At 61.5% G+C, this 18,237-nt stretch carries 16 protein-coding genes and 2 pseudogenes; 8 read left to right on the top strand and 10 right to left on the bottom strand.

The features are described 5' to 3' along the window. Positions 1 to 1,057: 1,057 nt before the first annotated feature. Positions 1,058 to 1,999 carry an acetamidase/formamidase family protein gene (locus AA309_RS25535; protein ID WP_047191870.1) on the bottom strand — a complete coding sequence of 314 codons (942 nt, stop codon included), beginning with the start codon at positions 1,997 to 1,999 and terminating at the stop codon, positions 1,058 to 1,060. A gap of 646 nt (positions 2,000 to 2,645) precedes the next feature. Between AA309_RS25535 and AA309_RS25540 the strand changes: the two genes are divergently transcribed. Further along, positions 2,646 to 4,085, top strand: coding sequence for a PQQ-binding-like beta-propeller repeat protein (locus AA309_RS25540; protein WP_150117756.1), 1,440 nt, complete (start codon positions 2,646 to 2,648; stop codon positions 4,083 to 4,085). Positions 4,086 to 4,101: 16 nt separating this feature from the next. Here AA309_RS25540 and AA309_RS25545 read toward each other — a convergent pair whose 3' ends face one another. From AA309_RS25545 to AA309_RS25560, 4 genes are all read right to left on the bottom strand, one after another. Continuing rightward, positions 4,102 to 5,133 carry a matrixin family metalloprotease gene (locus AA309_RS25545; protein WP_160310546.1) on the bottom strand — a complete coding sequence of 344 codons (1,032 nt, stop codon included), beginning with the start codon at positions 5,131 to 5,133 and terminating at the stop codon, positions 4,102 to 4,104. Positions 5,134 to 5,219: 86 nt separating this feature from the next. Beyond that, positions 5,220 to 6,017, bottom strand: coding sequence for a hypothetical protein (locus tag AA309_RS25550; RefSeq protein ID WP_150117758.1), 798 nt, complete (start codon positions 6,015 to 6,017; stop codon positions 5,220 to 5,222). Between the two features lie 594 nt (positions 6,018 to 6,611). Continuing rightward, positions 6,612 to 7,148: a periplasmic heavy metal sensor gene (locus AA309_RS25555; RefSeq protein ID WP_052954998.1), complete on the bottom strand. Its 537-nt coding sequence runs from the start codon at positions 7,146 to 7,148 to the stop codon at positions 6,612 to 6,614. A gap of 66 nt (positions 7,149 to 7,214) precedes the next feature. Continuing rightward, positions 7,215 to 7,817, bottom strand: a complete 603-nt coding sequence (locus tag AA309_RS25560; RefSeq protein ID WP_047191841.1) for a Crp/Fnr family transcriptional regulator — start codon at positions 7,815 to 7,817, stop codon at positions 7,215 to 7,217. Between the two features lie 130 nt (positions 7,818 to 7,947). Between AA309_RS25560 and AA309_RS37870 the strand changes: the two are divergent. Together AA309_RS37870 and AA309_RS37875 are read left to right on the top strand one after the other, a co-directional pair. After that, positions 7,948 to 8,226: pseudogene (locus tag AA309_RS37870) on the top strand (MerR family transcriptional regulator); the annotation flags it as partial. Between the two features lie 36 nt (positions 8,227 to 8,262). Then, complete coding sequence (locus tag AA309_RS37875; protein WP_244470497.1) at positions 8,263 to 8,592, top strand: adenylate/guanylate cyclase domain-containing protein; 330 nt, start codon at positions 8,263 to 8,265, stop codon at positions 8,590 to 8,592. A gap of 348 nt (positions 8,593 to 8,940) precedes the next feature. Here the strand turns inward: AA309_RS37875 and AA309_RS25570 are convergent, their stop codons facing one another. The 3 genes from AA309_RS25570 to AA309_RS25580 all read right to left on the bottom strand — a co-directional run bounded on the left by AA309_RS25570 (position 8,941) and on the right by AA309_RS25580 (position 11,497). Continuing rightward, the gene (locus tag AA309_RS25570) at positions 8,941 to 9,675 is read right to left on the bottom strand and encodes a DUF4386 family protein (RefSeq protein ID WP_047191842.1); all 735 of its coding nucleotides are present in this window, start codon (positions 9,673 to 9,675) and stop codon (positions 8,941 to 8,943) included. A 123-nt stretch (positions 9,676 to 9,798) separates the two neighbouring features. Then, a complete protein-coding gene (locus tag AA309_RS25575; RefSeq protein WP_052954999.1) occupies positions 9,799 to 11,040 on the bottom strand; it encodes a cytochrome-c peroxidase in 1,242 nt (413 codons plus the stop codon). Positions 11,041 to 11,050: 10 nt separating this feature from the next. Beyond that, positions 11,051 to 11,497: a FixH family protein gene (locus AA309_RS25580; protein ID WP_200902052.1), complete on the bottom strand. Its 447-nt coding sequence runs from the start codon at positions 11,495 to 11,497 to the stop codon at positions 11,051 to 11,053. A gap of 155 nt (positions 11,498 to 11,652) precedes the next feature. On the opposite strand from AA309_RS25580, the gene AA309_RS25585 reads away from it, so the two are divergent. Further along, the gene (locus AA309_RS25585; protein ID WP_047191843.1) at positions 11,653 to 12,420 is read left to right on the top strand and encodes an AraC family transcriptional regulator; all 768 of its coding nucleotides are present in this window, start codon (positions 11,653 to 11,655) and stop codon (positions 12,418 to 12,420) included. A 62-nt stretch (positions 12,421 to 12,482) separates the two neighbouring features. On the opposite strand, the pseudogene AA309_RS25590 reads toward AA309_RS25585, so the two are convergent. Continuing rightward, positions 12,483 to 12,913: pseudogene (locus AA309_RS25590) on the bottom strand (IS6 family transposase); the annotation flags it as partial. Between the two features lie 77 nt (positions 12,914 to 12,990). Next, on the bottom strand, positions 12,991 to 14,052 hold the full coding sequence (locus AA309_RS25595) for a synaptic vesicle VAT-1 family membrane protein (protein WP_150117760.1): 1,062 nt from the start codon (positions 14,050 to 14,052) through the stop codon (positions 12,991 to 12,993). Positions 14,053 to 14,392: 340 nt separating this feature from the next. On the opposite strand from AA309_RS25595, the gene AA309_RS25600 reads away from it, so the two are divergent. From AA309_RS25600 to AA309_RS25615, 4 genes are read left to right on the top strand one after another with little or no spacing between them, the layout of a single operon-like run. Next, on the top strand, positions 14,393 to 15,040 hold the full coding sequence (locus tag AA309_RS25600) for a TetR/AcrR family transcriptional regulator (protein WP_047191844.1): 648 nt from the start codon (positions 14,393 to 14,395) through the stop codon (positions 15,038 to 15,040). Further along, complete coding sequence (locus AA309_RS25605; RefSeq protein WP_052955000.1) at positions 15,037 to 16,026, top strand: HlyD family secretion protein; 990 nt, start codon at positions 15,037 to 15,039, stop codon at positions 16,024 to 16,026. The genes AA309_RS25600 and AA309_RS25605 overlap by 4 nt, the downstream gene beginning before the upstream one ends. Continuing rightward, entirely contained in the window at positions 16,023 to 16,979 is a 957-nt protein-coding gene (locus tag AA309_RS25610) for an ABC transporter ATP-binding protein (RefSeq protein ID WP_047191845.1), read from the top strand. Before AA309_RS25605 ends, AA309_RS25610 begins: the two co-directional genes overlap by 4 nt. Beyond that, complete coding sequence (locus AA309_RS25615) at positions 16,976 to 18,145, top strand: ABC transporter permease (protein WP_047191846.1); 1,170 nt, start codon at positions 16,976 to 16,978, stop codon at positions 18,143 to 18,145. The genes AA309_RS25610 and AA309_RS25615 overlap by 4 nt, the downstream gene beginning before the upstream one ends. The last annotated feature ends 92 nt before the right edge of the window (positions 18,146 to 18,237 follow it).

Below are 18,237 nucleotides of genomic sequence, written 5' to 3' on the forward strand. Positions count from 1 at the left end.
CTCCGTCCGTGAACCGGGAGAGCGGCAGATGAAGCTCTACAACAAGGAGTTTGCGACGGATCCGCAGATTTCCGTCGGCGCGAGATTTTTTCTGACGAGTATAGGGCAGTATTCCCCGTTGACGTGACATGCCCAAACCGTTTCTGAAGCCTCGGCAAGACCCTTTTGTCGTACCTCGGCGCAGCTAGGCCAACCTTCAGGCTACGGTCATGGATAAACAGGATAGCAATCCTACTACGGCTACGGTTTAGTGCTACAGTTGAGTTCTCGTTCACTCACCTGTGATGGAGCCCGATGCAGCCAAGCGACCCCTTTCCGCTAGAGCGTTGTTCCAGTCGCTTGAGGTCGGCAATCTTGGCCGAGTTTCAGGGGCGCCATCCTACCCTTCAGGAAGTGGCGAGCATCCCACCCCGAAGGTGGCTCACAGCACCGGGCGTCGGCCAGACTTTGCTCACGGAGTTGGAGGCTATCATTCGGGATCATCAGGGTTGGACAAAGAGTGATGTCCCTGCGACCTCGACTGATGCCGCACTGGTCGAACGGATTGAGCAATTACAGCGCGATCTGGAACGCCTCCGCCGTGAGCTTCGGTCTGTCATAGACAGCATCCGAAGGAAGCAGTCCGAACCCGACATTTCAGACCAAGACTCACTTCAGGGCGGAGAGGGGTGAGATATGAAATTGCTGCCTAGTTAGGCAAGTCCAGCCAACCTAACTCCTCGGTTTATTCAAGACCCTGAAGGACTTCGTTGCATTTACCTTGGTGGGACAAGGAGGGACGGCCTATCAGGAAGCCGCTCAGTTGTCTCTGTTCAAGCACCTTCTTCCGTTGCGTCCAGCGCTACGCCCCGGAGATCGAGAAGTGAGTCCGCTCATATCAGGGTTTCCGTTCCGGCTCATGGCGTGTAGACGGGACATATGTCCGGGTCGGCGGGCGCTAGAAGTATCTCTTCCGTGCAGTCGACAAGAATGGACAATTGATTGACTTCATGTTGTCAGACCGGCCCACGAGTGGGCGCCGCAGGCGCGATGATCGCACTGCTTACATGGTGCCGCTTCACCTCTTCAGGAACCGCTTTTCCAGCATGCAGTGCACGCCCTTGTGCTGATTGACCATCTGTGTCACCCGCAGATCGGCTGCAATACTGCACAGCGCATAGGCATCCTCGCGGGAAATGCCACAGCACTCCACAATAAGGGCGATCATGTTTCGCAGCGCCCTCTCGACACATCTGTCAAGATCTGGATCCATGCCAAACGTCAGGACGTGGGTCGGCGTTTCGGCACACGGATAGGTATAGCGCAGATCCTTGCGGACTAGGATTTCGAACGTGCCGGACAATGCAGTCTCGATAGCCGTGTCGTTAACTTCACCATCCCCTTGCGCGGCATGACCATCACCGCAGGAGAACAGGGCACCGGCTACGAAGACTGGAAGGAACAACGTTGTGCCGGGAGTTAGTTCCTTATTGTCCAGATTGCCGCCGAATGCGCGTGGGACGACCGATGTGCACCGTTTCCACGCTGGCGGCGGTGCCACGCCCATCACCCCGAAGAAGGGGCGTAGCGGAAGCTCGAGGCCCCAAGGGAGACGCGCGACCAGACGATCCTGATCAAGGGGAATGTGCATGAGGTGATGGGCTGCGAAGTCGTCCCGTAACGTGCCGGCAAGCGGGCCACTGAAGTTATAGCCCCAATCCTGGCGGAGCTTTACGTCCAATATTCGGATCTCCAACACATCGCCAGATGCTGCTTCTTCGACAGCAACAGGGCCGGTCAGAATATGTGGACCGAAGGGCAGTCCCGATTCAGCCGCGTGGATGGCAAGAAGCTCAGGTGGCACATGAAAGTCTTGTGTCGGCAGAACATCGGGGCCGCCACTAACAGTGTCGATGGTGACTCGATCGCCACTGCGGATTGTCAAGACAGATGGCTGTTGGGCGTCGAAGTAGCCCCAATGGCAAGTCTCAGGGGATGCGGCAAGGTGGTGATGGGCCATTTGGATCTCGCACAGCGCGTTGAATATCTGCTTCTGAGGGAGACAGAAGGATTTGTCGAGTTCCATCCTGCTGCTCGCTTGACCTCCGCATCTAAGTTGTGCCGACAACCTACGCCCCCAAATGCAGAAGCCAGCACCCCGATCCGGGTCAAACCCGGAAGTTGGCCGACTTCTGGGAAGCTCCGCTTCTATCCAACAAGCGGGCTTTCCGCGCGTTGCCGCCGCTGGATCGTGCCAGCGGGCGAAGACCGGTCGAACAAAAGCCTCAACGACTGAGCGTAGGTTCTCCTCTGCCCTTGCGCTGGCGGGAGCGGACCATGCGAGTCCTTCCATCACCGCCTCAAAGGCATGGCGGAATGGAGAAACGCGGCCTGCCTCGCTGCTTAGCCACTGGGCCAGTCGAATTGGCCTTAATTCATACAGCCTTAACGTGACAGGATTTTTGAGACAAAATCTTTAGAGGTACTCTGCGGATTGCTGCGATGAAGCGCTCATGAATTGCATCGACGGTAGCGCCTGACAAGCGTATACTGGCGAGAGCCTGCACACACTCAGTTTACGGGGGTGAAGCATGGTTGGCCTTTGCCGCAATGCACGAAACATCGCATGCGATCTTAGGCATCGGGCAGCGGCATGGACGCTGGCCATGGCAGCCCTCGCGATTGTTGCCTGTTCGGCTCAAGTCAGAGCTCAAACTGCGCAAGTTTGGAACCAAGCCCATGCGGACTCGGCGAACACCGGCTTCGTGGATGTTCGCACGAAGCCTGCCGATCTTCCCATCCGCAAAATTGAAGGCTTGGGCCAAATCGCCCCTGGTTCAGGACCGGTCTTTGCGTCCGATGGTACCGTCTATCTAGCCACTAGTGGCGGCAAGCTTCACGCTTTTACTCCGCACGGTGATCTGAAATGGACAGGATCGCCGCCTGCAATCCTTACATTTCAGGCTTCGCCGGCGGTCGGAACAGACGGTACAATTTACGTGGTCGGCGGGCAGGTTGCCCGCGATCATCGTGGCGGCGAGACTGTACTGCGCTATGACTCGCGACTAATCCGCTTCAGCCCGGCCGGTACTCTGCTCTCCGTGACATCCTTTCCGGCTCACCATCCGGAACAATACGGCACTGGAACAACCTCCGCGGCACCTATGCTCTGGCGCTCCGAAGGCGCTGAATTCGTGATGATCCCGGCAATTTACCGGGCATTCAGCACCACCGAACTGCACCTTCTGGCCTTTTCGCACGACGGCAGTCTCATGTTCGACCAACTCGTGACGCAGGTTACGCTGGGCGACGTGACTGGCGACAGCGATTTGCACTGGTGGTGCCTTTACATATTCTGCTACAGCCTCAACGACCTGTTCGGTTTGACACCCACCGTTCCGATCCCTGGCGCGAACGAACTTCCCGTGGAGGCGGAAACGCCTCTCCCCAGCGTCGGTGTGTCTAGAGATCCCAATCCGGTGGTTGTCGTTGCGGATAATAACCAACATCTCATTGGCTACAACTTTTCTCCAACCGGTGGGTTTACCGAGCTCTTTCGCAAGCACTTAGCCACTGGTCAAATTCGGATGTCGTCGCCGACATTGCTGCAGAGTGGCCATTCCGTTATCTCAGCGAACTACGGGGATGAAGGATGGCTTCTGTCTGGTGGCCCAAGCCCCCAGAACTGGACGGAGGTGGTCATCCCGCGGGCGAGGGCAACGCCAGCCTTGACGAATGATGGGCGCATTATTTCAGTCGCTCGTGACGGAACCGTTCGGGCGGTGAGCACTTCGCCAAATCGAACAGTAATCGGAAGTGTCGGTCTTGGGGCGGAAACGATCGCACCAGTTGCAGCATCCTGCACCCACTTATTTGTCTCCACGGTCTCAAGTCTTGTGACACTTGACGCGCGTTCCCTGGCGGAGATGGCTCGCTTCAGTTGGAAAGCCGGAGGGCAATCGCCACCGGCTATTGGACCGAGCGGCATGGTCTACGCTTTTGCCGAGAATAGTCTGTTCATCTTCCCGGCCCCGCGGGTAGGCCGGTTCGTGCTCACTCCCCTCACCTGTCGTGACGTTCTCATCAAATCACCGACTGCCGACTAGATCGGCGTCGTCCTGTTCAATTGATCTGAATGGGACGAGGCATTTCCATGTTGTTGTTCACTTCGTTTGCTTCACCCACGCCCTCTGCGTTGTCGACAATGAAACCAAGCCAGTACTGCCCGGGCGCCACATCGGCCGGAATAGTCAGTGAGCGAAAGAAACTCCCGGTAAAGCCTGGATTGCCCCAAGCCCCAGAATTCGTGCCGAGGAGGCGATCGAACTTGCTGATGAAATCGTTGGAGGAAAGATAGAAGCCGATATCGAAGGTTTGGGTGGAAGTGCTCAGATTGCTGAACGTGAACTGGATCCTGATTGTCGATCCTCGCGCCGCTGATACAGGGCTCGTAACCAGAGCTGAACTACCACCACCGATGCTAGTGAAGACAGATCCGGCTATGTCGACCTCCGATGTGCGGTCGGGATACATGAAGCGCGCGCCCTCACGGTCATCGCCAGTCGGATCCCACTCCCGCCAATGACCCATCGTTCCGGCCGCGGGATAATTCGAGTTCAGTGTGGCGAGCCAGCGGTCCTCGTGGTTGAGACCCAGAGCATGTCCTAACTCATGCAACGCCACGCCTTCGAAGCTGAAAGGTAAGCCGAGGTTACTGTAGTCAAGCGGATTGAGATTCCAGGTGACGTTGTTATTGAAGCCCATATCGGTTTCATCGAGCTCGTAATGCCACCCGAAGAACCAGAAGCAGTGATATCTCACGATAGTAACAGCCAGGGTTGGCAGTGAGAGACTGTTGTCGAGATAAACCTCGCTGCGGCCGTTCCATTGATTGTGTGTTCCATCGGTATCCCGCATGACAAAGAAGTCGAAAGCGGATCTCTTGACGTTGTTCCAGTGCCACATGGCATTCTGGTAACGTGCGTCCCATACACTTCCAGCCGGGAACGAAGTCGTACTGATCCACCTGTTGTCCCACTGCCTGTTCCAGCGGATGGTGTGCCCCCCGCAGGTACGGTAGGTGTAAGCCTCGGCGTGTGAGACGGCGAGCATCGTCAGAAGACCTGTCGCGATCCCTTTGAGGGATAGCATCATTCTGTGGCTTGCTCTCCTAGTCATAGCTTGTCACCTCCAGCGCCTGATGACACTCGGTCCGGAACAATCTGCGAGCAGCGACATCGCTATCTGAGATTGGGATCTCTGCTTGTTTCCCTCTCAATCGGGCGTGGGAACTCACCACGCTCCGGTGGAGCCTGTCGAGTTGGCTCGGCGGTTGTCGTGTCCTTGGGTGTTCCATCTTTGTCATCGAGGGCGGCCGCTTGGCCCTCCTGGATAGAGCGAATTGGTTCGCCCCTTACGCCAGCCATTGCAGCGATCCGGCGCACCTCGGCCGCAAACTGGTCAAGTCGCATCACTTCCCCAGCTTCTGCCAATGCCCTCGTATCACTCTCTGCTTGTGTCCCACGCTGGTCTCTTGATGGAGCGGGGAGGCCGATCTGTTCGCCATCCTCAGTTCGTCCGAAACCGCCCTGCGGTGGCGCAGACTCGTTGATGCCGCTTGGCCGCTCACCAAAGAGCTCTATCTCTGAGGCGACGCGGCGCTCCTTGATCACTTGGCCATCTCTAATCCCGAAGACGCGGTTTCCGACACTATCGCTGATGACTTCCGGACCGCCCCGCGGGTCGCGAACCACACGGAACACACCTTGGCTCCAGCCCAAGATTGGCACAAGCTGCTGACCGTTTCCGTCGACGAACAGGATAACCCGTTCCCCCTCGCGAAAGCGCGGGCTGCCCTCGACTTCGACGATCTCATTCCCGACCGCACCACCAGAGAAGCGTAGCGTCAGTGATCTTTCCTGATAGCTCCCCGTCAGCGACTCGAGGTTGGCCAACGTCACGTACGTGGCGATATCGTTGCGCTCGTCTCGCCTTGAGATAACCCGTTCGACGGTACCGAGCACTACACCGTCGGCCATTCGGATCATCTCCTCGAACTTCAGCGCAAGTACAGTAGTCGCTAAGCTAGGAGATGCGGCGAGAAAGAGTGCTGCAAATGCCCATGGTAATCTCATCAGGGCGGCTCCTTCAGCAAACGCCGTTGGACAGCATCGAAATGGTGCCTGAGCAAAGCCTGGCAGTCAATCGAAGAATGAGCTAACGATCTGATTGCTGTACCGCGGCCAGTAGAGAATCTATTGCACCGCCTGTTTTATCTGACAGGTGGCAGGAAACGCTGCCTCGCTGTTTCCAAGCAAAAACACTCATAGCGACTTTTCACGGTGCTATTGCCCTAGATGGTGAATGTGAGTGGCGAACTCAAATCGTGCGAAAGAGGCGGAACGAGTACGTTCCTGACGGCGAACAAAGTCGTGTCGAAGCGCCGCAGCCCTAAGATCGCGATGCTCCACGTCGGGTACTGTCGCAATCCTTTCTTTCCAATCACCACCTAAGCTCCGCTGTGCCTTGTGAACGTCTGCTCACCGCTGCATTCCTGAAGTTCGGCTTACTTCTGCTTCGTGCCACTTTCGAACCTTCCCGACATCCCGGGCGCAACGCTCCGCTGTGATCTCCTATTTGCCTCGTAAGTAGCCGCGCAATTCCCCGTACCGCCGAACCTGCTCTGGCGTCATGATCCCGACGGCGGCGAGATGGTACCGCAGGTGAGCCGCCCGAAGCTCCGCCTGCGCGGCGCCGATCGCGGCCGCCGCCGTAGTGATGCTCGCGGTCGTGACGGTACGTCTGGAGAACTCGCGATCCAGCGCAGTCTCCTGGGCGATCAGTCGCTCGCCGATCGGGATCGTCTCAGCCTTCATGGCATCGAACAGTTCCTGCATCCGGCGCCGCTGAGCCTCAGTCAGCCCGAGCTGCCCCGCCAGCTCGAGGACGTGCCTCGGCCCGGGATATCCGTTCAACTCGGCCGTAAGCGCGTATCCGATGCCTCGTCCAGCCCGCAGGTCCGCGATCTGCTCGTCCGAAAGCGCCTTCACCGCCCGTTTCTCATGCCCTGCATAGGGTGACATCGGCGGGACATGCTGGTGTCGGGCCATGGCAGGAACGAATGGCATTGCAAGAAGCAGGGCAAGGCCTGTGGTATGGGTCAGGGGCATCGGACACTCCACGGTTGCTGATGCACGCATGATAGCCCGCGTCCTGCCGTGCCCGTATGACCGCGATCATACAGGCGGAGCCGACAGCCTGATTTCTTTCTTGGTCCGCGTGATCACGCCCTCGGCCTCAAGGGTGGCGAGCGTGCGATACAGGCTCTCGTGCGTGAGCCCCAGCTCCGACGCCATGGTCTTGAGATCACCGTCAACTCGAACGATGCGATCGATGCCGCTGGCCTGGAGGCCCAGGTGATGGAGAACGCGCTCGCGGGCCGTGCGCAGGTTTCTGTTCTCCAGCCGCGTCCGCAGGGTCATCACCTGACGCGCTAGGCTGGCCATGAAGGCTTCGGCGATGGCCGGATCTGCGGCGAAGGCGGCGAGCACGGCCGCCTTGGGATAGAGGCGCACGATGCTGGGGACGCTGGCCACCGCATCGCAATGGTACGTCTCGGAGAAGAGCGAGGCCTCCGCGAAGGTGTCGCCCGGCAGGGCGCGGAACAGGATAATCTCGCGACCATCCACATCCGTGCGGGTCAGGCGAACCTCCCCTTGCTCCAGGTAATAGAGACCGTGGGGCCGATCATCCCGACGGAACAGCATCTCGCCGCGCCCGAGAGGGCGCTCGATCGCGGAGCTGCGAATGACAGCGGGAATCAAGTCTGGTGCTCGCATACCAGGATCATAACCGCACCCGTTCCCGTTGCGAGACTTACGACCGGCTGCCCATCCACAGCCCGGCCGCTCGACCTTCCCAGGATTGGAAGGCCTAGCACCTTTGCCAGGTTGATGATGGAGGCAGACCATGAACATCGGACAGGCGGCGGAAGCCTCGGGCGTCTCGGCCAAGATGATCCGCTCCTACGAGTCTACCGGGCTGGTCCCTAAGACCGTCCGGACCGAGGCCGGGTACCGGATGTATTCAGGAAGCGACGTCGCCACGCTCGGTTTCATTCGCCGTGCCCGCGACCTGGGCTTCTCCGTCGAGCAAATCGCGGAACTCGTCGCCCTGTGGCGGGACCGGGACCGGGCAGGCGCGGACGTGAAGGCGATTGCGCTCGAGCATGTCGAGGTCCTCAGGCGCCATGACAACCCACGGGCCCTCGCCTGCACCGAAGCGATGCCGGCCGAGGTCGAGAAGTGGGACGACGAGCGTTCGCGCGACGGCCAAGCCTCTATCGGGATCGGCATCCACTACGTTCCGGTCGTCATAGGTGACGTCGGCTCGGAGCGCACGACGGCCTTCGCGGGCGTGGGCGACACCGTCAACACGGCCAGCCGCCTCCAGGGTGTCACGCGTGAACTGGGCTGCGGCATCGTCACCAGTGAGCTCCTCACGGTGAAGGCTCGCGATATGGCAAGCGACCTGTCTCTCATCAATGCCTTCCGACCCGCCAGTCCTCGCGTCTTGCGAGTCCGTAGTGCTCCGGTCGACATCTGGTACCGGTAAGCGGCCGCTCCGGTGAGATCAAGGAGATAGGCACAATCAACGATGGGATGCTCGATCCTTGGGAAGTGATGCGCCATGCATTGCGGCAGCTGCCCTGGTCGTTGCACCACGTTTTCTGCAAACCGTTCGGCTCGGCAGCTTGCTTCCTCGAACTTGATTGGCGCGATCGGACTTGGACCAGCAATCTTGGACCAGCAATGGCAAGGGCCGACACACGGGTGAAGGTCCGCTCTTTGCTGCTTTGCAGAAGTTTGAGCAACGTCAGCCTTGTGCCAGGAGGAGACCTTTCTCACCTCACCAACATGAGTGGTCGGGATCGGGCCCCACCGAGAATCCGCCGCAGGATAGCTAGATGGCGGCGGGGAGACCCCCGCCTTTACAGGTTAGCTCCGAGCCCTGCATGCGCCAAGCGACGACTACCAGCCAGATCATCCACACCAGACTCAGGACCCAGGCCAGCACGATTGCAATCGACTGCGTTGACGAGAAGCCCTCGGAGCCGACCACCCAGCCCTGCACCAGGTAGGTGAGGCCGGAGAGGCCCATCAGGTAGGCTATCGGTCGCGGGACCCAAGCCGTCCGCACCACAGCGACTGCGAACAGGAGCAAAGCGAGGCCCAGCGCGAAGTCCTGGTAGCTCCTCACCCCCCACTCAAGCCAGCGGATTGCCTCGGCGCTCGCAAAGCGCGCCGCCTTCTCGGCATCCGGGGCGCTCGCCCACGCGTTCACGGCCTGCTTGAGGGCGACCCCGTCCACCGCCTGGAGGACGCCGTACAGCGCCAGCGTCGCCGCCGTCGAAGCGGCACCGAATCGACCCGCCCATCTCGCCGTTCCAGCCTGAACGTCCAGAGCGAAGAACAGAGCGAGCAGCCCCGCGAGCAGGATCGCCATGCTCGCGAACTGGCTGAGGTGCACGGCCGTCCAGATCCCGTTGCCGGCATATTCAGCGAAGATGGCGGGATGGTTATTGGCGTCCCCACCGGCGTGAAACTGGGTGACCACGATGTACAGGAGTTGTCCCACGAGCAGCAGCCATGCCGAAAGGCGCAGCGACGTACGCGGGCTGAATGTTCTGTCGTTCATAACCATGCTCCTTGTCCGATTCATCGGACGACGTCGAAGGGTATCATCATCCCGGCCCCTTATTGCCGGTCACTGGTTGGAACCCGGTCTGTCGTCGGGCTGCTGCGGCCTCTTGGATGGCGTTCAGAAGCCTTTGCTGCCCGCGCTGTCCGGTTTCGGGTTCAGGGTTGCGAGGAACGCGATCAGCTGCCGCCGCTCCATCTCGCTCAGGTTGATGGGACGAAGCTCGCTGTGCCCGGCCGGAGCCTCTGGCGCGGCGCTGTAGTGCGCCACCACTTCAGCCAGCGTCGCGATCTGGCCGGCGTGCATGTACGGTGGGCGCCCGGCGGCTCCCCGCAGCGATGGGGTCTTAAAGGCGCGCAGCAACTCATGCCCGTCCGTCACCATGAACCGCAGCTCGGAGCAGTCGCCCTCGCCCGCGTCGCTGTACTTGCCAAGGCAATTGAACGGGTCCTCCCGCACCAGCTTCGCGCCGAATGCCCGGCCCTGATCCTCTGGCAGCCCGGCTGCTGCCGGCACGCCCGTGTTGTGAAAGTGGTTGTCGGTCAGCAGCGGGCCGTTGTGGCAGTTGACGCACTGGCCCTTACCGACGAACAGGCGCAGCCCGGCAATCTCGTCGTCGGTGAGGTTCCCAGCACCGCCGGAGCCGAGAGCAGACGCATAGGCATCGAACCGTGTCGGCGCCGGCTGGATCGTGCGCTCGTAGGCCGCAATGGCCTTGCCGATGTTGGCGAACACCTGGTTCACCGCCTCGCGGTCGATTTCCGGCATCGCCGCCCAGGCTCTGGTGGACTCCGGATCATCGACAGGACCGGCTTGGACCGGCAGTTGGTTCACCTTAGGGAGCGGCCCGAACACGGCCTCGTAGGAAGTGCGGTAATGCGCGGCGACGACATGGGCGTACTGGGTGCGGCTGCCGCCATGCTCGACGGCGCTCTCCAGTGGTCCCAACGCTTGCGACCACAGGCTGTCCTTGCGGCCATCCCAAAACAGGAACGGGCTGCGGGCCATGCCGGCAATCGGCATCGTGCGCCGGGCGGTTGTGCCGACGCCGCGCGCCAGCGGCACGTCGTCCTGGAACTGGCGCTCGGGCAAGTGGCAGCTCGCACAGGCAACCTCGCCGTTGACGCTCAGCCGGGTGTCGAAGAACAGGGCGCGTCCGAGCTCCGCCGCTCTGGGATCGTCGGCGACCTTGTTCGACGGGTCCTCCGGCAGCGGCGGCAGGGCCTCAAGCGAGAGAGACTGGATGGTCGCGCGCTCCTCCTCCGTCCACCGCGCGCCAGGCGCGGAGGCGGCATGCAGCCCGGCTGCCAGAAGGCCGGCACCGAGCAGGATGGATGGGATGATGGCGGCCGCCGTGCGCATCGCGGCCTCCTCAGAGCACTAGGTTGAAGGTGACGGTGTCAGGTCCCTTGGGGCCGTCGATGGCGAGGTCGAGCGTCCACCAGCCGCGCATGTTGAACTTCATGCCCTCGATCAGGTAGCGGCCGTCGCCAAGGCTCCTGGTCACCTGTGGGGATGTCGGCAGGCCGTGGCCATGCCGGGGCATGCCGCCGTTGATCCCGATCCTGGCCGCCTTCACGGGAGAGCCGGATGGGGTTCGGACAGTCGCCGTCCAGGCATGCATCGACCCGACCACGATAGAGGCAGCCTCCGGCGCAATGGCGGCCTTGTAAAGACCCGCTGCAGTCGGCTTCTCAAGTGCGAGATCAAGGTTGTCGGGAACGGAGCGCATCATTGCGCCGGCGGCAGCGATGCCGGCAGCGAGAACAAGTGCGGAGATGCCGAACAGAAGCATACGGCGTGAGGTGAGGGTCAGCATGGTCGTCGGTTCCTTTCCGGTCCATTGCGGCGCAGCGTGAAAGCGCGCCAGCTATGCGCCGACGACGGACGCGGCGCTTGAACGAAGCTGCTGACTTCTCGCACTGTTCCGCATAACTTGAGGTACGCACGGTAAGGGAGCTGAGAACAGAACACATGCGGATCGTGGGGCGCGGCCGGATCGTGTTGTGGGAGGGCGCCAGCCTCTGGGCGTTCGACGTGCCGCCCGCGCCCGACGGCCAAGCGTCGACCCGTCTGCACGCCCACCATGCCATTCAGATCACTCTCTCCGCGGGCGGCCGCTTTTGTATACGGACCGGGGATGGGCGGATGGATGGCCCCGTCGTCGTCATCGCTCCGGATGTACCCCATGCGTTCGAGCCGGAGGGTAAGGTCGCGCTGCTCTTCGTGGAGCCCGAAAGCCGAGCCGGCCAGGCGCTGATGCAGGGGATGGCGGGTGCATTGGTGGCCAAGTTGGACGCCCGGCTCGGGCATGCACCAACCAAGCTTGCGGATCTCTGGATCGATGCGCAGTCCGATGACGGAGTTGTCGAAGCCCTGGGCAGGTCCCTCGTGCAGGAGGCTGTTGGCGAGGTCCTTCCGGCGAGCACCCTCGATCTGCGGATCGCGCGCACTCTCGACTGGCTCACGTCGCGCATAAGTGAGGGTGTTGGGCTTGCCGAGGCCGCAGCCATCGCTTGTCTGTCGGAGAGCCGCTTCAGCCACCTCTTCGCCGCCGAGGTCGGCCTGCCCTTTCGGACCTATCTGCTCTGGCGGCGGCTCATGCTCGCGGTCGAGCGGATCTCCGCTGGGACATCCCTCACAGTGGCCGCACACGAGGCCGGCTTTGCGGACTCGGCCCACTTCAGCCGGACGTTCCACCGAATGTTCGGTATTCCGGCAGCGTCGCTGCAGTTGATCTAGCTGCCTTCACAGCATCGCCAGGTTAATGAGCTGCGGTTGCGGAGGTCCGCCAAATCGGCGGTTCAGGCACCAGCCGCGATGCCAGTCACCTCCGCCCAAGCCATGAAGGCCTGAATTCGAGATTTGTGATGATCGGCGGCGTTGGTGTTGGTGGTGGGCGGAAGAGATTTCCAATCTGATCATGACCCGAGAGAAAGCGTTGGGCCTGACCGACGGACTTGAAGCGCTTCATGATGCTCTCCCGCCGGATGGGCTGATGACTGTTCTCGGCGCGGTTGTTCAGACCCCTGTGCTGCCGGTGCTCAATGCTTGGCATCACACGAGGAGCTATGCCCTGCTTCTTGAGCAATTTTCGCAGCAGACGTTTGGCTGTCTTCGCGTTGCGCCGGCCCTGGATTAGGATGTCGAGCACGGCCCCGTGCTGATCGACAGCTCGCCACAGCCAGTGCTTCGGGCCTGCGATGCTGATCACGGCCTCATCAAGGCACCATTTGATCTGCGTGCAGATGGCAGCATCCTCAAACACCGCTTCGGCCCACCAAGCCCCTTGCGTGAGTTCCGGTCTGGTCATCAACCCGACAATTCGCTCGGAGACAGTGGCGCTGTCCGCAAGACCAGCTTGCCCGTGGTCTCACCCGACTCCAGTGCTCGGTGTGCTTTCGCCACTTCCGCCAACGCAAAGGACCGGACCCTCGGCATCTGAACGTGGCCTGCCTCCACCCACGTCGTGAGATCGTTCACGGCAGCCTGTAGAAGATCGGTACGGCCGAAGAGAAACGACAGATTGAACGCCACAACGCCTTTGTTGTCTGTTGTCATCGACAAAGGATTGAAACGCGGCATTTTCAGCAATTCAAGGGCCGCTTTCAGATGGCTGATCCGCCCACCGTATTTGGGCAGCAACGTATGAAAGCCGTAGACCATCAGCTTTCCTGTAGGCTTCAGATGCGCATAGCTCTGCGACAGGGTTTCCGGGCCGTTCGCATCAAAAACCAGATCGTAGCCCTCGGGGCAGAGACGCCGAGCCTCATCCCAGAGCGGCTGGGTCGATTTGTCGATCACCGCGTTTGCACCGAGCTGGCGCACATACTCGACCTTATGGCTTGCCCCCACCACTCCAGTCACCTGCAGGTCGTGCAACCGACACAGTTGGACCAGCGCCGAGCCCACTCCACCGCCGGCCGAATGCACGAGGACCTTCATGCTGGGCCGGATCACCACGTTCTGCAGCAATCCGTGATAGGCCGTCAGATGGACAGCCAGGAAACCCGCGGCGGCGTCAAAGTCCAATTCTTGAGGCTTGGGCCAAACGAGATCAACCGGAACACACACATGCGTGGAGTAGCCGTTGAAGAAGGTGACCCCGAACACCGGATCGCCGGGCTTGAGATGCCTGACCGCACGACCAACCTCTTCCACCCAGCCGGAATATTCGAAACCCGGCGTGATCGGCCAACCTACGAAGCGGCGCGCGGACTCATAGACGCCCAGCCGGACACAGATGTCGGCGTAATTCACTCCAACAGAGTGGGTGCGGATCAGAACCTGACGATCGCCAGGCTTTGGCATTGGATGGGTTTCGAGCTTCAGTTGCTCGTAACCTCCGGCCTTGTGGATGACTACCTTGTGCATGAACTCTGAACGTTTCCTCCGCATGGCGCGCAACAGTTCAGCGCATCAACGTCAAGTTACCTACCTTCAACGTCAAGTCATCTCCATGGGCACTGTGATCTGATCAGCCGAAAAGTCTGCTTCCCACCCTGGCAGCTTTGGGCCAGACACTGAAGTTCACTGCCCTTTCGAACTTCCGCTTAGATCAGGTTACCTGCTTTTTGGCTTCGGCCTGGGATGTGCCAAGATGAGACGCTCCCAATCTCCTTGGCCATTGCTCACTTCGTCCGTTCAACCTCGACACAGCCCTTGGGCGAGAGTAATATGACTGACTGGTCAGTCATATTACTGGGCAGCGAGAATGGCGACGAAGCGGAACCCATCGAAGAAAACCCCCGTTCGAAGGGAGAGCGGCCGCAAGGCCAAGCTTCAGGTGATCCTCGACGCCGCGCTCGACGTCTTTCTCGAAAAAGGTTTCGCAGAGGCTCGCCTCGACGACGTTGCCGCGCAGGCAGGCGTCGCCAAGGGCACGATCTATCTCTACGTGCCGTCCAAGCAGGCCTTGTTCGAGGCGCTGGTGAAATCCGGGATCGGTGGCGCCATCGGAACGATCGAGCAAAAGGTTCTTGCCCTCGACACCTCGGCCGAGGAGCAGCTCAAGGCTCTCTTTGCCTTTCTGCGCCGAGAGGTGCTCGGCACCCGCCGCGTCGACATCGTGCGCCTGCTGCTGCGGGAGGCGTCGCGCTTCCCCGAACTCGCGGAAATCTACCATCGGGAGGTCATCAGCCGGGGCCTGGGGCTCCTGCGCACTATCGCCGAGCGCGGTGTCGCCTGCGGCGAGTTCCATTCGGACGAGCTGGTGCGGTTTCCCCAGCTCGCCATCGCGCCAGGGCTGGTGGCGCTCCTCTGGACGAGCCTGTTCCAGCGCCTCGAGCCGATCGATGTCGGGGCGATGCTGGAGGCGCATCTCGCCCTGATGATGAAGGCGCTGAAAGGACCCCCGTCATGAAACGCAGGCTGGTTGTCGCCGCCCTTGCGATCCTGCTCATAGCGGGTGGGACCGGTGCCTGGTTTGTAATGCGCCCGCAGGAGATCGATGCCGACTTCCAGGGCTACGTGGAGGGCTACTTGATCTTTATGGCACCTGAGGATGGCGGGCGCATCGAACGCCTCGCGGTCGATTCCGCCGACCGGGTCACGCAGGGCCAGCTGCTCTTCGAGCTCGAATCCTCAATGCAGGTCGCCCAACGCAACGAGGCCGAGGCGCGGCTGCACCAAGCCAAGGCCCAGCTGGCCGATCTCCAGGCTGCCCTGCAGCGTCCGGAGCAGATTGCCATCCTGAAGGCCCAGGAGGAGCGGGCGAAGGCGCAGCTCACCCTCTCGCGGGCCGAACTCGACAGGCAGCAGACCCTTTTCGAGCGCGGGATTGCCGCAAAGGCCCAGTTTGACCAAGCCCGCACCGCCTTCGAGCGCGACAGGGCGGCTGTGGAGGAGGCGCAGCGCCAGATTGAGGCCGGACAGATCGCCGGCCGGACCGCCGAGATCAGGGCCGCCGAAGCCTCCGTGCAGGCTGCCGAGGCGGGCCTGCGCCAGGCCGAGACACGTCTTGCCCGCCGCCGGGTGGTCGCGCCCGCCACGGCCCAGGTCCAGGACGTCTATTTCCGGGCCGGCGAGACGGTGAATCCCGGTCAGCCTGTCCTCGCACTGCTGCCGCCGGAGAACCGGCGCATCCGCTTCTATGTGCCAGAGCCGCGCCTCTCCACTCTAGCGCTGGGCACCCTCGTCGGGCTCTCCTGCGACAGTTGCCCGGTTGGTCTTCAGGCGCGGATCAGCTTCATCGCCCGCGAGGCCGAGTTCACCCCACCTGTCATCTTCAGCGAGGAGGAGCGCGCCAAGCTTGTCTTCCGGGTCGAGGCGCGGCCCCTCGACAGCGCCGAACTGCCGATCGGCCTGCCCGTGACCGTCACCCCTATCGGACAGGAGGCAGGATCATGAGTGCCACCCCAGCCGGCATTCCTGGGCCCGCCACCGACATCGTCATCGACGTGCAAGGCCTCACCAAATCGTTCGGCGGCCGGACGGTGGTGCGAAACCTATCCATGCAGGTCCATCGCAGCCTGATCTACGGCTTCCTCGGCCCCAACGGCAGCGGCAAGACCACGACGCTGCGCATGCTTTGCGGGCTGCTGACGCCGGACGGCGGAAGCGGCACCTGCCTGGGCTATGACATCCGCACGCAATCATCCGAGATCAAGCGCCATGTGGGTTATATGACTCAGCGCTTCTCGCTCTATGCGGATCTCTCGATCCGCGAGAATCTCGAATTCGTCGCCCGCGTCCATAACATTGCCGACCCGCGCGCGGCGGCCTGGGACGCGATCCGGCGGCTTGGGCTCGAGAACCGCGCCGAGCAGCTCGCGGGCGAACTCTCGGGCGGCTGGAAGCAGCGCTTGGCGCTCGGCGCCTGCATTTTGCCGGGCCCGCGACTTCTCCTCCTCGACGAGCCGACTGCCGGTGTCGACCCGAAAGCCCGACGCGATTTCTGGGATGAGATCCACGCACTGGCCTACGAGGGCATCACGGTGCTGGTCTCGACCCACTACATGGACGAGGCCGAGCGCTGTCACGAGATCGCCTACATCGCCTACGGGGACTTGCTCATGCAAGGGTCGGTCGAGGAGGTAATCGCGAACGCCCATCTGGCCACCTACACCGTTACGGGGCCAGGACTCGCGGATCTGGCGGAGCACCTGAAGACTCTGTCCGGCATCGATATGGTGGCACCGTTCGGCACAGCGCTGCACGTGAGCGGGCGCGATCCGGACGCGCTCGATACGGCGACGCGGGACTTGCGCAAGAGCGGGCCCCAGGTCTGGACACCGGGCCATGCGAGCCTCGAGGACGTGTTCATCGATCTGATGAGCCGCACGAAGGATAATTTCGCATGAGCGCCGGACCGGTCATCGAGCGGCGCACACAAGGCCTCAGAGCCTCGATGGGCCGCATCTACGCTACCTTCATCAAAGAATTGCTGCAGCTTCGCCGCGACCGCATCACCTTCGCGACGATGATCGTCATCCCGCTCTTCCAGCTCTTCCTGTTCGGCTACGCCATCAACACCGATCCCAAGCACCTGCCCACCGCCGTGCTGATCCAGGACGAGAGCGCCTTTGCGCGCTCCTTCCTCGCGGCTATGCGGGTGAGCGAGTATTTCGATATCCGGACGAGCGCCACGACCGAGGCCGAACTCGATCACCTGATCCTGTCCGGCCGGGTGCAGTTTGGCGTACAAATCCCGGCCCATTTCGGCCGAGACCTGATCCGCGGCGAACGTCCCAGCGTGCTGGTGATCGCGGATGCGAGCGATCCCGTGGCGACCGGGGGCGCGGTATCGGCTTTACAAGGCCTGTCGTCGAGCGTCTTCTCCCGTGAACTTACCGGGCCGGTGGCCGATCTCGCACCGAAGGCCCTGCCCTACGAATTGCGCATCCACCGCCGCTACAATCCGACGGGCGAGACGCGTCTCAACATCGTGCCGGGCCTCATGGGCACGATTCTGACGCTCACCATGCTGATCTTCACGGCGCTCTCTGTCACCCGGGAGGTGGAGCGCGGCACCATGGAGAGCCTACTCGCGATGCCGATCCGCCCTGTCGAGATCATGCTGGGCAAGATCGCTCCCTATCTGGCGATCGGCGGCCTCCAAGCGGGGTTGATCCTCGGGGCCGCCAAGCTCCTCTTCGGTGTGCCGATCATCGGCAGTCTCGTACTGCTCGTGGCACTAACGCTACTGTTCATCCTGGCGAACCTGTCGGTTGGCTACACCTTCTCGACAATTGCCACGAGCCAGCTTCAAGCGATGCAGATGTCGTTCTTCTTCTTCCTGCCGAACATTCTGCTCTCGGGATTCATGTTCCCGTTCCGTGGCATGCCGGGCTGGGCGCAGGCGATCGGCGAGATCCTGCCACTGACCCACTATCTGCGCATCGTGCGTGGCATCATGCTGAAGGGGGCGGGCTTTGTGGACCTCCAGGCTGACGTGCTGGCGCTCGCTGCCTTCACGCTTGCGGCTATGACTGTCGCCGTCCTGCGATTTCGCCAGACGCTCGACTGAGCATCCCAAGCAAGACATTGTTGCCAATCCAGAACCTCGCCTTCTCCCCTATGTTCGTCCAAGCGGGTCTTGCCTGCTGTGCCGATCTGACC

This window comes from Microvirga vignae, assembly GCF_001017175.1.
GTDB classification, from domain to species: Bacteria; Pseudomonadota; Alphaproteobacteria; order Rhizobiales; family Beijerinckiaceae; genus Microvirga; species Microvirga vignae.